Raw genomic sequence first — 16,196 nt, 5'->3', positions numbered from 1 at the left:
TTGTCAATGGCGATGAGAGGCGGCAGAAGTAGGACGCAGAGAAATGACTGAGCCGGTTTACAGTGTAAACGGCCCTGATAGAGATTTAGTCTCACAAATACGATTATTTTAGCGGAAAGCTGATCAAGGCAGGGCTGGTAAAAGTCATACCCTTTCTCTTGGCTCCAGCACATAGGAAAAGTACAAGGCCTGGTTCGTGAGCACGCTTAGCGTTTCGCGCAATGCACTACCTTGTCCTGAGGGGCATGACATATTCCGTGGCCTGAAAAACAGACAAAAAAAAGCGAGCCGGGACGGGCTCGCAACAAACTCACATATTGCATTTTCGAGAGACTCACAAGATAACTTACCCGCCATCCTTGCCAGGGGTTACCTTTCTCATCGAAAGGGACAAAGGTTATATCAAGATTTATTTTGGCTTTTTTTCTGCATCTAATGTCATCGTAATGTCAAAACATATTGATTTGACTCAGATTTGACTGAAATCTTTGATATTGCTTCCTATCTGCCGCTGGCAATGTCATCCAGGGCCGTCAGTACCTGGTCATTGATGTGGCCTTCAAACACTAACTTACAGACCTTACGGCGTACGGCTAAGCCTGAGATCAGCTTTTCTATCGACAGGTGACGCTCATCATGCTGACTGTTAAACAGCTCGACCGTTTTACTCAGGGTTTCGTATGGCATCACCTCGCCACTGACACGCAGCCAGTCAAGCTTGTCCATAAAGGCCTGGCACTCTTCGGTAATCACACTGACAGGATGACCGGACATGGCAGACAAAGCTGTGATACTGCGTTGCAGGGCTTCCTGAGAGGTATACTTCGACAGGACAATGGTTAATTCATCTGCATTGATCTCGACCAGATGCTTTCTGAGTTTAACCCGTCGACCCAAGCGCCCCTTTGGCCGCCCTTCTTTACGCTGAATAGGTTCAAACTCACCGTCAATGATCTCAGAAAGCTGCTCCAGCTCCTGACGGGGCAGGATCTCATTGCGGAGCGGGTTAGGCATGGTGGGGGCCATGGATCGCTTCCCTTCATTATGCATCTTGGCCCGGGAGAAGCGGATCACTTCATCGGCATCACATTTGATCTCAATGTTATAGTCCTGATAACGCGACGCCTTGCCTTCCGACGGGCTGATCGTCAGGTGATAGCCCCACAGGTTGACCGCAAACAAGGACTCAGTCACCTTGCCTTCAGCCAGCTTTTTCAGCTCGCGGATCAGATCGGTAGAAAAACGACGCCATTCAATATTGCGGGCCAGTTTCTGGTTCAGTTCGCTCAGCAACATACTGTCATGGCCACGGCGTGACATCCGGCTGCGGAAGAAGGTATATAACTGGAAAACCAGAGTATGCTGGCGAAGAATCTCCGGTGGAAACAGGAAGAAATAGTCCCTGGTCAGCAACTCTTCAAAGAACGAAGGCTCCCAGACCAGAATGTACAGATTTGGTTTGATGCGGATTTCGCCATCTTCACCTTCCTGCGGCGCTTCTTCCGATGCCGTTATGGTCCGGGCCAGAAAACGAAAACGATCACTTTTAAAGCCTTCCGGCATATTCTCGCTTAACCAGCGGCCAGTCAGTTCATGCAGCTGAAAATCGGTGAACTCGATCCTGTCGATACTTTCGCGGATCGAATCACGGGCCGGTCCACTGTCTTTCTTACCGCGCAGTGCCAGAATATCTGTGATGTAAATCGGTGTTTTATTGCTCATGTGCCGGGATTGCAGTTCATAATCCGACAAATGATGATCATGGTATTGCACTGTCAGGGTAAACAACGCGAACAGCGTCATCATGTCGTCTACCGTCATGATCGCTTTTGATGATCGTGTTTCAATAATTGCGCGCGTGCCAGATATTGCTACCATAGATTTCTGATAGCTTTTCTTGGTGCGTGGCGGTGCCAGAGCCTGATCAATAATTCCCGCCCAGCTGGTGGGTGAGACAACAATCTGATCGGCTTCGTCAGGCATCATAGGCGGCGTGCCCAGACCATATTCATTCAATAATCGTTTATTGACCTGATTCTGGGCTAATGCTTTGGAACGTTTTTGTTTTTCCTGTTCTTTACTCTGAGCAGACTGCAGGCTGGCCGTACCCAACTGAGAAACCAAAAGAGCGGGATTAATGAAGTGATGCAGCATGGTCTTGCCTGCCAGCCCTTCTTCGAAACGGACCGGTTGCTGGTTGAATAAGCCGATGCTTACAGCGGCACGTAAACGTTGCTGTATGGCCGCACGGGTAAGCTGACCTTCGGTGGCTTCTACCAACTCAGTGGTTGATACTATGCCGTCCTGGCTGGACAGTCCACGTAAGGAAATCAGGTTCAGCAGTTCAATAATGCTTCTGGTTACACCTTTGAAGTGTTGATACTGGGGTAACCAGTCGACAAGAGCAGGAGGAATGGCAAATAAATGTCCGTCTTTGTGTGATCGGGGAGCTGAGATCAGGATCTTTTCATCATATTTCTCATCACGCGTAACCGTAGATTTCATTTGCCATTCGCCGTAATTTGACCATCTTTCCGAAAAGAATAATAAAAAAATACTGAGAAAGAAAGCTTTTTTTATTGAGGCTTTTTAATAATGATCTTTTTGATTTTAAAGATCTAATTGATAGTGTGATCTTATGATCCGTGTAAAAAAATAGCTATAACACACTGATTATAAATAGATATTTTTTTGCATGATCCGGAAGTATGATCAATGTATTTTCGGAGTGGTGATCATCATGTTTCTGTAAGCATGATCAAACAAGGCGCAGAACCATGATCATTAGTGCTCTGTAAGTATGATCAACGAAGTATCAGAACGATGATCAATGTGTTTATACAGGTTATCCACAGAGTTATACCATGGAGATGAGCAGTCAGTGCGATGGATTGTCTATTCACCCCTCTTTTTCAGGTCTTTTTTCTGTTTATGGGCCCAGAACGATGATCAAGTAATAGCCTTTCGACTTAGCGTAATCCGTTTTCTATGGCTGTTACTTCCCTGTTGCTGTCGATTTCATCGATTTCGGAAAGACAATCACCGTAATAACAGAGCGCTTTTATATGTGTCCGGTAATGGAAAAATGATCAAGCTGTCAGTTTTGTCATTTCAACCTGCTGTTTGTAATGCAGGTTCAAGACATAACCGCCGGCTGTAGGGATAACAATCCGATTTGATTCAGGTATATCGGGCATTCACCGTAAATTAGCGGTACTTCCCTATGCTTCCGCAGGAAATGAACGTGGTGTAGGAGAGGATCATCATCTTGATCATTGATCCGATCTTTCCTCGCTTTGAGAGTCCCTTTTTCAGTCTACTATTTAGTCTGCTTTACCCTTGATCATCGTTGCGTAAACGGCAAATATCATCTGAAGCATGATCAAGGTAACATGCTTATTTTTTCTCCATTATTCTTGCTGTTCTCATGCTATCGCCTTTTTCGGCAACTCTGCTCGGATTGATTGAGCTTATTTTGGTGATTTGCGGGTTGAAATGACAACGACTGTAGATTAGCCATCTTTTTTCAGGCTTCCAGCTAAAATGCCACCTCATTTGCTTTACATTGTAAATTTGTGACACTGTGACATTTTAATTTATTGCTTGTTGTCTGAATCATAACAGCCAGAAATGACGCCTTAATTTGCAAGGATTATGTCAATTCGTACGGCTTTTATCCGATCTGGCATGGTTTTTACTTGAGCGCTTCATCACAGTTAATTGTTCAGCTTTTTGTTGTTTTTGTATATTTATGTTGTACAATTTTGACAAATACTCTGTAGGTGATGAACAAGATGAATCGGGTAGAAACAATTGAAAATTTGCTCAAGATAGCAGAGCAGACAAAACAGGTTCAGGCTGATCGAATTGAAATCGTGCTGGAAGAGCGCAGGGATGATCACTTCCCCTCTATGTCAAAAGCACTCATGGAAACCCGCTCTGGTCTGACCCGTCGTAAGTTAGATGAAGCGATTGCGCGGATGGAAGAAGCGGGCCATCAATTTACTAAAAATAACGCCAATCATTACTCCATCACGCTGAATGAAGCACATATGCTGATGGATGCGGCAGAGCGTCCTGCTTTTCATGAGCGCCAAACCGGCAAGCGTAAACCCTGGGTAGTGAATGTGCAGAACCAGAAAGGCGGCACAGGCAAATCCATGACGGCGGTTCACTTGGCGGCTTGTCTGGCTTTGGATTTGGATAAGCGCTATCGCATCTGTTTAATCGACCTGGATCCACAAGGTTCTCTTCGTCTGTTCCTGAACCCGCAAATCAGTGTTGGCGATCAGGAAAACATTTATTCCGCGGTTGACGTTATGCTGGGTAATATCCCGGAAGATCAGGCAACGGATAAAGCCTTTCTGATGAATAATGTGGTTATGCCAACCCAGTATCCTAACCTGAAAACCATTGCGGCCTTCCCTGAAGACGCTATGTTCAATGCGGATGCCTGGCAGGACTTGGCTGTAAATCAGAATCTGGATATTGTGCAACTGCTCAAAGAGCGGGTTATCGATCAGATAGAAGATGAATTTGATGTCATCATGATTGATACCGGTCCGCATATCGACCCATTAGTGTGGAATGCGATGTATGCGTCAAATGCGCTGCTGATCCCTTGCGCGGCCAAACGTCTTGACTGGGCCTCTACGGTGAATTTCTTCCAGCACTTGCCAACGGTTTATGAAATGTTCCCGGAAGACTGGCATGGACTGGAGTTTATCCGATTGATTCCTACCATGTTCGAAGATGACAATAAAAAACAGGTCTCGGTATTAACCGAAATGAACTATCTGCTTCAGGAGCAGGTTATGATGGCGACAGTGCCCCGCAGCCGTGCTTTTGAAACCTGCGCTGATACTTACAGCACCGTTTTCGATCTGACAACGTCTGATTTTGAAGGCGGTAAAAAAACGTTATCGACTGCCCAGGACGCGATTCAGCGGGTTGGCCTTGAACTCGAACGTGTCATGCATAGTCACTGGGCCAATTTGAACCAGGAGAAATAACAGGTGGCGATTAAAACAAACGATCTGAATGCCCGTCTGTTTGGTAAAGCAGATAAGCGTCGTGCGACGACAGTGGCAGAGGCACAGAGCGCGGCAAAAGATAAAGCAGCAGTTATTGAACTGGCGGTCGCCGGTGAAACCACTGTAGCGTTTGAACTGGTAAAAGTGAAAGCCAGTGAGATTGGTGAAAAGACACAAGTGTTTGCTCAGAATGCCCGTGAGCAGGCTTTTCTGAATGAACATGCTTTAGCTGATATTCTAACCACGCTGAAAGATCGAGGTCAGCAATACCCGGCCGTTGGTCGCTGGCTGGATGACGGCCGGATTGAAGTACTGGACGGTAGCCGGCGGCGGATGGCCTGCTTGTTGTCGAAACAGGATTTTCTGATTTATGTAGCCAAAGGCATCAACAGCGATCATGCTAAGTTTCTTTCCGATGTGGCCAACGCACACAAACCATTGTCATTGTTTGAGCGCGGTAAAGAAATGCAAGCTTTACTGGCATCCGGTAAAGTGGCGGATCAAAAAGCCTTGGCCCGCTTTTGCCAGTGCAGTGAGGCGCTGGTCAGCGGCGCATTGAAAGCAGCCAGTTTACCGATGGAACTGTTAATGGCTTACCCGAGTGTGGGTGAATTAGGTCGGCCGACCATAGTTAAGCTGCATAAACTTTACTATTCACTGAATGATGAGCAGCAGAAAGCCTTTGTGAAGGAGCTTGCTCAGCAGGATAAACCAGTCTGGCAACGAGTTGATGCACAGGGAATTACGCGCATTACCCGCGAAGTCACCAATCACATTGAGCAACTCGGCGAGTCGGTGCGTCCTAAAGTACAGCAGAGCAGTAAACCTCAGGCGGTGGAACTGGTGCGCGGACAAGCAAGCTACGTCAGAGATGGTGACAGACTCCAGCTCAAACTGAGTAAGCTTTCTGAACAGCAGGCCGACCATATACTGGCTTACCTGGCCGATTACCTTAATTAATCTGACCGTCTCTTTGATATCTGTAAGCCACGTCTGATGACGTGGCTTTTTTTATTCTGCTTGGTAGTATACAGACCTGTTTCTTCTATCTATTGCTGCAGCATCAGAGGCCAGTATGTCTGAACTGTCTCGTTTCATTTCTGACTTAGTCAGTCGTGCAAAACAATCCCGTCATCGTTACCTGCTCTGCATTGAGAGCGAGCTGAGTTGGGGGATCAATGTGGCTCAGCTTGCTCAGGCGCATTATTCTGATGGCCTTTGGCTGAGTGAGGATGCGCCGCCAAATGTGTCCTCGGTATCGGCCAAAAAAGCGCAGGCCTGGTTAGGTCAGGACTGTGATTTTCTGACTGTTGATTTGCACCAGGGCTTAGCGATTGAGGCAATCGCTGCTTTGGCCGGAACCATACGCGGCGGCGGTCTGATGGTGATGCTGTTACCTGGCCCCGAAGACAGGTCCAGCGATTGGCAGTCACCCTTTATGCAGCGCTTTTTATCTCAGCTTTCCAGCCATAGGGTACTGACGATAAAGTCCGGTCTGGATGGCAAGATCAGTTTGCCTCTGTTGCCGGCGGAATCGTCTGCCGTTTGCGAAATAGCGGAGCGGTGTTATGGATGCCTGAGTGATGAACAGCTTGATGCCGTTGAATCAATCCGACGGGTGGTTACAGGACACAGGCGTCGCCCATTGGTTATCACAGCTGATCGCGGCCGCGGCAAATCCTCTGCTTTAGGCATTGCTGCAGGTATTCTGATGAAGGAAAAGCCTCGCAAGATACTGGTGACTGCGCCTCGTCAGCGCAATGCCCAAACCGTATTCCAGCATGCAGCTAATACCCTAGGACTCGCTGCTGATTCGTCTTATCAGATCGAACACGATGGCAGTCAGCTCTGTTTTATTGCCCCTGATAACTTGCTGGCTGAATGTCCTTCGGCGGATTTGCTTATTGTGGATGAAGCGGCGGCTATCCCTGCCCCGCTGTTGCAGAAGATGTTGTCTAGCTATTCGAGGGTGGTCTTTGCCTCGACGATACATGGCTATGAAGGTACCGGACGGGGATTTGCCATTAAGTTTAAATCTGTACTGGATGCCATGACCCCGCAATGGCGAGCCTGTTCCATGACATCCCCTATTCGGTGGGCTGCAGGCGATCCGCTGGAACACTGGCTTTTTGAGACCTTGTTGCTCGATGCCGAGCCAGCCGCTCTGACTGAACCTGTGTCTGTCGCGGAGGTGCAGTATAAGCAGATATCGCCATTATGGCTGACTGAGCAACCCGACAGGTTATCTCAGCTGTTTGGTTTGTTGGTCAATGCGCATTATCAGACCTCACCGGCCGACCTTAAGCAACTTCTGGACGATCCTGACTTAATCATTTTTGTCGTTCTAAAGGATGAACTGATTGTCGGTTGTGTGTTGCTTTCTCGTGAGGGTGGCTTCTCTGCAGAACTTTCCCAGTCGATATGTCTTGGTCAACGCCGGCCCAGAGGGCATTTGCTGGCGCAATCTGTTGCTGCACACCTTGGTCTGGCAGAGGCGGCCAGTCAGCATTGCGGACGTATTTTACGCATTGCTGTTCATGATAATGCGCGCAAGATAGGAATAGGCGCAGCCTTACTGAGACAGATTCAAGAATGGGCTGAGCGTCATCAACTCGACTTTTTGGGTACCAGCTATGCAGCCAGCAGCGAATTATTACCTTTCTGGCAGAGCGCTGGCTATGTTCCGATTCGGTTGGGTATTGTTAAAGACGGCGCCAGCGGATGCCATTCCCTGTTGTCTGTTCTGCCATTATCCGATGCGTCACGTTCCTGGTTTGATGCGGCAACACATTCTTTCTCGCTCAGTTTTCTGGCACAGGCCTGTGAACAGTTTCGGCTGCTCGATATGGCTGTTTTTCTGCCTTTATATTCGCGATGTTTGTGGCATGCGCAATTACCGCAAGTGTCGAACACGGTATACCGTCAGTTGATACACTTTTCTCAGGGAGGGCTGGGTTACGACTTGCTTGTCGGTCAATTGTCTCTCTGGCTGCAGCATGGATTGAAGTCTGGCGAGCTTACTGATCAAGTTGGTATTGACGTGATGTTAGCTAAAGTGATTCAGCGACAATCGTGGGCAGAATTACAGGTGCAGTTTGGTTTTACCGGCAGAAAGCAGGCTGAGCAATTTTTGCGTCACTTTGTTGGCAATATGCTGACAAATATCCCTCATTGATTGCAATTTACAGTGTAAATAGGTCACACCTCGTATTTACACTGTAAATCACTGTATATTGACCAAATTTGGTTTTTACCCTACTTCCTGAATCGCTGAACAACCTTTTAACCACTGTCATACACAGTTAGTGGTCACTAACATTGCCTGATGAGTGCTGCCAAAAAAAGTTCAAGGTATTACCACTTAAACCACAAAATTAGACTAGAGTTATTCTACCTGAGCATGAAAAACGTACTGCTGATGGCAAGTGCAGGATAATTATTAGAATGCCGTTAAGGGGTGGGATATGAGTTTAGTGAAGGTAGAAAGCAAGGCAATGAGAACCTTGGTGGAATCCGGTGTACGCATTGCCAAACCCAATATGACATTCAGCCTTGTTGCTGGCGGATTTGCGGCGCGATTATTGAAAAAAGCCAATAGCACGCCAGATCAGACGGTTTCTGAAAGTGGTAATTTGGGGTTAAAGGTACGGTTGAATAAGTTGAGTAAGAATTGTATCTATTTCGCCGCTATGGTGCCGTTGGATTTATCTGCGTCTTATCAGTTGCAAGTTCAGGGGCTGAGAATGCTTGATGGTTATCTGACGACAGAATCATCCGATGATAACGATCTCCAACTACCCTGTGTTTATCAGTTTCATCCAAATGACTGGCTAACAGATGATGATTTGAATTGGTTAGGGGTAGATTAATTTTTTGCTTAAATCGCTTTTTGCGGGCGAGCATGGTGTATACCTGCTCGCTTCCTTCTTCATGTTTCATGTTATTTCATCATCTATCAATAACTCTGCTGTTGGCCGTTGAATAAGGTTACCGTAACCATTCTGTTGCGCCCTTTTATTACGGGATCCCCGTTTTCCGTTCTTGTTCCCTAACTGCAAGTCCTGTCGTTGCTTGTTGTGCGAAGTGTGACTCCCTTCTATGTCTACACGATTGAAATTTCTGTAAGATTTAGACTCAAACGGGCTGCAGGCCAGGAAGAAGGAGCCTTCCATGACGGATTCAGTACTGATGTTGGAGCCAGATGGCTCACAACTGCGTCTGGTTGTATCCAAACCAATGGAAAATACTTGTCAGTCGCTACAGCGTGCTGATATTGAGTCGTTACTGGAACAGTCAGATTACTATTCCTTTAGTCGTCTTGAAGATGCGATTCAAGATGCCATCGACTATTACAACAATTCGCCATCTGACGCTGCGCAGTCGGCATTTATCATTGCTGAGCGAAAAGACGTAGAACTTGAAATCTCTATTTCAGACGACTGTATGTTCGCGTATGTCACTCTGACTGGTGCATACGGTGGTGAACGATTAACAGCACAGGGGCTGATAGCGACACTGAAGCAGCATCGTATCGTGCGTGGTGTCAGCAAAAAGCGTCTGCAATATCTCCTGCAGAAATCCTGGGAGCTCGATCCTGGTGAAACCTTCACACTGAAAATTGCAGCTGGCCGGCCAGCCGTTGCTGGTACAGATACCCGCTTTGAACCTTTAGTCCCCGATGCTTCTCAGCGAATTCTAGCCCCTCAGGACAGCGATCACGGAAAAGTGGATATGCGTGATCTGGGTAAACTGATCACGGTTGAAATCGGGCAGCCTTTGATGCGACGCATCCCACCCACATCTGGTGAACCCGGTTATGATATCCATGGCAACACAGTTAAGGCGGTCGCCGGAAAAGTTATCGCTTTCGATGTTGGTATAGGAACCCGGATTTCTGAGTCCGACCAAAATGTACTGATTGCCGATAAAGAAGGGGCACCGCGGCATGGTCTGACTGGTATGGCGGTGGATGACCTCTTAACTGTCGAGAAAGTCGATGTTACAACAGGCCATATTGATTTTAACGGTGCGGTACTGGTGCTGGGTGATGTCAACTCAGGCATGAAGGTCAAAGCTGCCGGTAATATTACAGTGACAGGTGTGGTGGAACTTGCAGAATTGACTGCCGGCGGAAATATTACAGTTGCGAACGGCGTGATAGGACGGCTACATGATGGCAAACCGGCCTACTGTTACCTGCAAGCACTGGGTAAAGTCTCGGCCAAATTTGCTCAGTACACACAGATTGAATCCGGCACAGACACTGAGCTGCATCTTCATTTGGCCCATTGCATGGTCACGGCACAAGGTGCCGTCAGGGTGATCGACCCTGCGCAACGTCACGGCACTGTGACGGGGGGGATAATTGTCGCCGAGGGAGGTGTCTGTGCCCGAGTATTAGGGGCTGAAGCCGGCATTGATACCCAGATAAAGCTCTTGAGTGAGTTTGATGATCTCAAGGCTGATATGGATGTCTTGAAAAACGAGATAAAAAATCAGGAAGAGCGACTGCATCAAATTGTTCTGCTGCAGATGAAGTTAGCGAAGATACCGAAACATAAACGCTCTCAAGAGCTGGCAAATAAACTGGCAGACAGTAAAGAGCAGTTTATGTCGACGTTAGCTGAGATGAAAAGCCAGCACCAATCTCTGCAGCAAAGCTATCTTGAACAGTTGTCTGCAGCTCAGGTTGAAGTCAGTGGTTTGATACATCCTGGCGTCTCGATTTGTATTGCTGACAAAGAGTTTGCCGCTGAGCGAGAAATAACGGCTTGCCGGATACACTTAGAGCAACAAAAGATTGTGTGTCAGCCACTGGGCACTACTCGCAGCCAGATATGACAGGTGAGATTTACAGTGTAAATAGCGAGCTGGCTGTTGATATCGGAGGTTTGTATTTACACTGTAAATCGGGGCGATCAGGCTTGCTTCGCTTGCAATTACTCTTTGAAATCCTGTTTATCGAGTCCGTGCTTTTTCATTTTGTCGTACAGGGTTTTTCTTGCCAAAGCTAATTCCGACTGTACTTCCTTCAAGCGACCATTGTGCCGGCGTAGTGCGTCACTGATTAACGTGAATTCAAACTGGTGTACACGTTCACTTAATGAGGGAAGAGGGGCATCAAAATCGAGTGTTTGGTGTTTGTCAAAATGGCTCCCAAGCAGTACTAACCTTTCTGATACAGATCTTAACTCACGAACGTTTCCTGGCCAGTCGTAAGCAAGCAGCTTACTTTTTTGCTCGGCATTGAGTACGGGAGCTTCGATGTTATACCGGGAAGCGGCTGTACGGATAAAGTTTTGAAATAATAATTCAATGTCTTCCTGGCGTTCACGCAATGGGGGCAATGACAGTGCGCATTGCGTCAGAAGCTGGAAAAGCTCGCCTGAAAATTGTCCTTGTGAGGTCAGGGTATCAAGAGAACGGCTGCTGCTGACGATCACTCGTGTCTTGTTGTGGTTTGACGCCTTGGCTTCTTGCGTGAGCTGGTAAAGCAATCGTTGTTGCGATACAGCAGTCAGCCGGTCAATATTCTCAAGGTACAGTGTGCTGCCTGCCGCGTCAGACCATTTACCGGCATGGCTGGCGTGTCCGAAGCACAACTCTTCAAATTGCTGTTCACTCAGATCCTGACACTTGAGCGATATCAAAGGGCGATGCTGCCTTGGACTGTGGTCATGGATAAACTGTGCCACCAGGCGTTTGCCTGTCCCTTCTTCACCTTCTAACAATACAGTCGAATCATCCTCCTGCAACTGATACAGGCTTCGTCGAAGTTGCTTAATAGCTAAGCTGTTACCCAAAATTCGAGGGCCAGGACTACTTTGTGATGCCAGTTCTCTTTTCAGTTCCCGGTTCTCCAGTACCAGTTCCCGTTTGTCGCAAGCTCGCTTTACCACATCGAGCAGATGCTCGGTAGAGAATGGCTTTTCCAGAAAATCGTAAGCGCCGATCCGCATGGCATCGACAGCGGTAGAAATATCACCGTGCCCCGTCAGCATGATTACCGGCAGTTCTGCGTCAATCGTCAATGCTTGTTGCAGAAACGTCATACCGTCCATACCTGGCATATTAATATCTGTGATGATGACACCCGGGAATTGACTGTCGAAAACGCTTAGCGCCTGACGGGCACTGGAGAATAACTGGACCTGGTAATCTTCCAGTTCGAGGGTTTGTCCGAGCGAATCCCGGATTGCTTTTTCATCATCGATAAAGATGACTGGAGGTTTCATGCTTGTTCCTCTTTGCCAGTGGCAAACTGATTTGAAACTCGGCGCCACCACCTGTGTGGTTATGTACGGTTAAACTGCCGGAAAACATATCAAGGATACGCCGACATATGGTCAGCCCCAGTCCTAATCCATCATGCTTGGTACTGAAAAAGGGCGTAAATATCCGTTGTTTTTGCGTGTCATCCATACCTGGACCATTATCCCAAACGGTGATGACAGCACGCTGGCGGCCAGCTTGGAGGCTAATACCAATTTTCTTATCAGCGACAAGCTCCTGTGCCTGAATGGCATTTTGAAGCAGATTAACTATCACTTGTTCAAACTGCACCGCGTCAATACGGACAAAAACATTTTCGGTGAGATTGAGTTGCAGAGCGACTTGATGTCTGGTCAGCGGTGCCTGCATCAGCTGGATGGCATTTTGAATCGATTGGGCGGCATCGGTACTGCTGTTGAGTGATTGTCCTTTACGGGCAAAGATCTTGAAGCGAGCAATAATGGTGGAAATACGTTCATTTAAATCGATGACCTGCTCAAGATTACTGGCTACCGCCTGATAACGTTCTTTCTTTAGCAGTTTCAGGCCGTTTTCACAATACGTGCGCATTGCCGACAGTGGCTGATTAATTTCATGATTGATGCTGGCTGAAAGTTCGCCCAGCATGGCGAGCTTGGCGGCCTGGATCAATTCGGTTTGTGTTTCTTTCAGTTGCACCTGAGTCAGTTCGTATTGCTCAATCGTATGCCACAGTTCTTGGTTTGCCAGATGTAAATGCTGGGTTCTGTCGGCAACCTGATGCTCCAGTGTATCGTTCAGTTCCGATAGTGCCTGCTTGGCACTGACCGTCTGCCACCAGTAAATCATGACAAGAATCAGCAGCACGTAAAAAGCGATAAACAGAAGTATGCTTTCAAATACATTGGTATAGATATGCATACTGGGAGTGAAACCGTAAATCACCCAGCCTGCCGTGGCCATGTCATGGTGAGCCAGTAAAAAGGATTGGCTGCGTTGGCGATGCGGCAGGTACATTTCTGCCTGTTGGTTGGTATTGAGTGTCGCCAGGGTCGTAAACGGAGTCAGAGGGCTCAGCGATGCATCGCCGTACTGGCGGCTCTCTCTTACTTGTTGTTGCTGTTCGGCTGATAAAGGCACCAGGCTGTGGTAAAGCCAGGCGTCAATTGAGCTGTAAAAAACGACACCTTGCGGATCGCTGATCACATACTCCAGTTCCTGATATTGCCAGATTTCATCGACCAGATTGAGATCTATTTTGATGACAATGACGCCCTCGATCTGCTTTTGACTATTAAAAACGGGGGCTGAAAAGAAATACCCTCGTTTACCCGAGCTGACGCCAAGAGCAAAAAACTGCCCGAGCGAACCCTGGATAGCATCACTGAAATAGGGGCGGTAGGCGTAGTTGTTACCGACAAAACTGTCGGTTTGCCGCCAGTTGCTGGCAGCCAGGGTATCGCCCCTGGCATTGAGTAAATAAATAGTGTCTGCACTTAATGTTTTTGCCCAATATGCCAGTAACAGATTGGTTTGCAGCATTTTTGCTTCGCGCTCGGGCTGTGGACTTGACTGTGCATGCAGCGAATCTAATAGCCTGGGATCATGAGCCAGTAACTGGGGCAGCTGCTGGTAGCGGGTAAGTCGCTGGTCGAGTTTCTCGCCGAGTAAGCGGATATCAGATCGAATCTGTTCTGAAAGCGTTCGCGTAAAGTGCTGTTGGGTGAGGAAACCAATAAGGACAGAAAGCAGTATGCCCAGTCCGGCAATCAGGCCCAAGGTACGTGATTTTGGCAAAATTGGCGCCCTGTCTAAGTCAAAGTGGAATGTGCAAAATTAGCATCTTTCGCTGTCAGGCCCTAAAGCTTATGTTTATCAAATTGATCGTGATCCTTGTATCGTTATTAACGCTCAATAAAAACCGCATACTTTGCAGGAGGTGCTTGTTTTTCCACACACTAAGACGGACAATTTAATGCATTAACCAGTCCAAGCCTGAGGTCACTGAACCATAGTGTTGGTGAACCCTGGCAGTAAGTTAACGGAGAATACAATGGAGCTGTCTGATATTCGTCGCGAGTACACTCGGGGTGGGTTACGCCGCCACGATCTGCCGGAACAACCGATTGAGCTTTTCAATCACTGGCTGCAGCAGGCTATTGAAGCTGGCCTGACTGATCCTACAGCAATGACGGTGGCAACAGTCGATGCAACGGGTCAACCTTTTCAGCGCATTGTATTGCTGAAACATTTTGATCAGCAAGGTTTTGTTTTTTATACCAATCTAGGCAGCCGAAAGGCATCTCAGATCGAGCATAATAATAAAATCAGTCTGCACTTTCCCTGGCATCCGCTGGAACGCCAAGTTCATATTACCGGGGTAGCAGAGAAACTGACCACGCTGGAAGTGATGAAGTACTTTTCATCCAGACCCAAAGAGAGCCAGATTGCAGCCTGGGCCAGCAAGCAAAGCAGCAGGCTAACCGCACGTCAGGCGCTGGAAGGAAAATTTATGGAATTGAAAAAGAAGTTCTCCGCTGGTGAAGTTCCCTTTCCTACTTTCTGGGGTGGCTATCGGGTGAAAGTGACATCAATGGAATTCTGGCAAGGCGGCGAGCATCGCCTGCATGATCGTTTCTTGTACGAGCGTGAAGATGAGCATTGGCATATTGACCGCTTAGCGCCGTAAATAAAGAAAGAAAGGCCACCGATAAGGTGGCCTGCTATAGAAGGTTATTCTTTCAAAATGATGGATAACTGGCTGGTAAGCATGCTTTCAGGAATGTGTGAGCCAAAACCGAGATCTAACGCTAAATCGATCAGTTCATTTTTTGAATTCGCATTAAACTTTTCACGAAGCTTAATCACATAATTTTCAACTGTTTTCACTGAAACATTGAGCACTTTCGCAATGTACTGTGGTTTTTTGCCATAGAGCAATAAGAACAGGACTTCAGATTCCCGCGTATTGAGCTGAACCTTTTGACGGTGAAGATCCAGGCTGAAGGATTTTTGGTGTTGATCATTCAGACCCGCAGCCCTGCAAATCCAATGACCGACTTCCAGAATCGCGGTATCTTTCAGTTCTATTCCTGAAAAGATGGTGCCGACAACCTCGTCCTCTTCATTACGCCATGGCATTTTCGTGAACAAGTGTGCCCGCCAGTTACCATCAGAGTAAGGGTGAATATCCAGCACCCGCATGCGTTTTTCGCTGAGAATGACTTGATTGTCCTGATCTCTGAAGTTTTGGGCACACTCAATGGTGGGGCATGGCATATCGAAATCAGTACGTCCGATACAGTCTAAATGATGTTCTACACCTATAATCTTGCCATATTCATGATTGGCATAAACAAAGACAGAGTCTGTATCTTTACAACCCCAACATCCAGGAAGCTGATTAAACATATGTAACAGATTGGGATCGAGTGAATCTTTCACGCTTTAAGCCAGAGTTTATTATTTTGGTGGGCGGATTAGGTCTGAGTTTAATGGAAGTGCAGAATGTTACAATATTAGCTGACTGAAAAATTAGACAAGTATGGAATAAAATAGAAAAAAATGCCGGCCAAACTGGCCGGCAAAGACAAGAGTTTAACTCCGAAGAGTTCAATCCTGTACGACGTGTAGAAGAGGTATCCAATCAAGTTTGCATCTTTGATAAGAGGGTGTATATCAAAGAACCTCATTGGGATGTATCCGGTTAGGATACTGCAGACGGTTTAGAAAGGGTTTCTTCAACCGCCTACAGTTGCAACTATAGTGAAGCGGTCTCTTTTCGTTAAGGGGGGAAATCACCTATTGACAATGATAGATAGGTGTGGTTTGAGAGTGATTACCGTTTTCAATATGATACTGAGTGCTATTAAACGATAAGAAATGTGCGCATAAGATAATAAAAAATCGACA

The 16,196-nt window shown here is 47.1% G+C and carries 10 protein-coding genes; 6 read left to right on the top strand and 4 right to left on the bottom strand.

The features are described 5' to 3' along the window. Positions 1-501 precede the first annotated feature (501 nt). Positions 502-2,505, bottom strand: coding sequence for a replication initiator protein RctB domain-containing protein (locus D6M16_RS14665; protein ID WP_120512596.1), 2,004 nt, complete (start codon positions 2,503-2,505; stop codon positions 502-504). 1,289 nt (positions 2,506-3,794) lie between these two features. Here D6M16_RS14665 and D6M16_RS14660 point away from each other — a divergent pair. The 5 genes from D6M16_RS14660 (at position 3,795) to D6M16_RS14635 (ending at position 10,874) form a co-directional block, all read left to right on the top strand. Further along, positions 3,795-5,012 (top strand): AAA family ATPase, encoded by a 1,218-nt coding sequence (locus D6M16_RS14660; protein WP_120512595.1) that lies wholly within the window; start codon positions 3,795-3,797, stop codon positions 5,010-5,012. A 3-nt stretch (positions 5,013-5,015) separates the two neighbouring features. Beyond that, positions 5,016-5,993 (top strand): ParB/RepB/Spo0J family partition protein, encoded by a 978-nt coding sequence (locus D6M16_RS14655; RefSeq protein ID WP_120512594.1) that lies wholly within the window; start codon positions 5,016-5,018, stop codon positions 5,991-5,993. Positions 5,994-6,108: 115 nt separating this feature from the next. Then, positions 6,109-8,208, top strand: coding sequence for a tRNA(Met) cytidine acetyltransferase TmcA (locus D6M16_RS14650; protein ID WP_120512593.1), 2,100 nt, complete (start codon positions 6,109-6,111; stop codon positions 8,206-8,208). A gap of 289 nt (positions 8,209-8,497) precedes the next feature. Further along, positions 8,498-8,902, top strand: a complete 405-nt coding sequence (locus tag D6M16_RS14645; RefSeq protein ID WP_120512592.1) for a hypothetical protein — start codon at positions 8,498-8,500, stop codon at positions 8,900-8,902. A 301-nt stretch (positions 8,903-9,203) separates the two neighbouring features. Next, positions 9,204-10,874, top strand: coding sequence for a DUF342 domain-containing protein (locus tag D6M16_RS14635; protein WP_120512590.1), 1,671 nt, complete (start codon positions 9,204-9,206; stop codon positions 10,872-10,874). A gap of 98 nt (positions 10,875-10,972) precedes the next feature. On the opposite strand, the gene D6M16_RS14630 is transcribed toward D6M16_RS14635, so the two are convergent. Next, positions 10,973-12,268, bottom strand: a complete 1,296-nt coding sequence (locus tag D6M16_RS14630; RefSeq protein ID WP_120512589.1) for a sigma-54-dependent transcriptional regulator — start codon at positions 12,266-12,268, stop codon at positions 10,973-10,975. Then, positions 12,240-14,081, bottom strand: a complete 1,842-nt coding sequence (locus D6M16_RS14625) for a sensor histidine kinase (protein ID WP_120512588.1) — start codon at positions 14,079-14,081, stop codon at positions 12,240-12,242. Before D6M16_RS14625 ends, D6M16_RS14630 begins: the two co-directional genes overlap by 29 nt. 256 nt (positions 14,082-14,337) lie before the next feature. Here D6M16_RS14625 and pdxH point away from each other — a divergent pair, with 256 nt between their 5' ends. Further along, on the top strand, positions 14,338-14,973 hold the full coding sequence (pdxH, locus tag D6M16_RS14620; RefSeq protein WP_120512587.1) for a pyridoxamine 5'-phosphate oxidase: 636 nt from the start codon (positions 14,338-14,340) through the stop codon (positions 14,971-14,973). Positions 14,974-15,017: 44 nt separating this feature from the next. On the opposite strand, the gene D6M16_RS14615 is transcribed toward pdxH, so the two are convergent. Beyond that, positions 15,018-15,728 (bottom strand): helix-turn-helix transcriptional regulator, encoded by a 711-nt coding sequence (locus D6M16_RS14615; protein WP_240435627.1) that lies wholly within the window; start codon positions 15,726-15,728, stop codon positions 15,018-15,020. Between the last annotated feature and the right edge of the window lie 468 nt (positions 15,729-16,196).

It is taken from the genome of Photobacterium salinisoli, assembly GCF_003614885.1.
GTDB lineage: Bacteria > Pseudomonadota > Gammaproteobacteria > Enterobacterales > Vibrionaceae > Photobacterium > Photobacterium salinisoli.
This window is presented reverse-complemented; position numbering and strand designations above follow the sequence as displayed.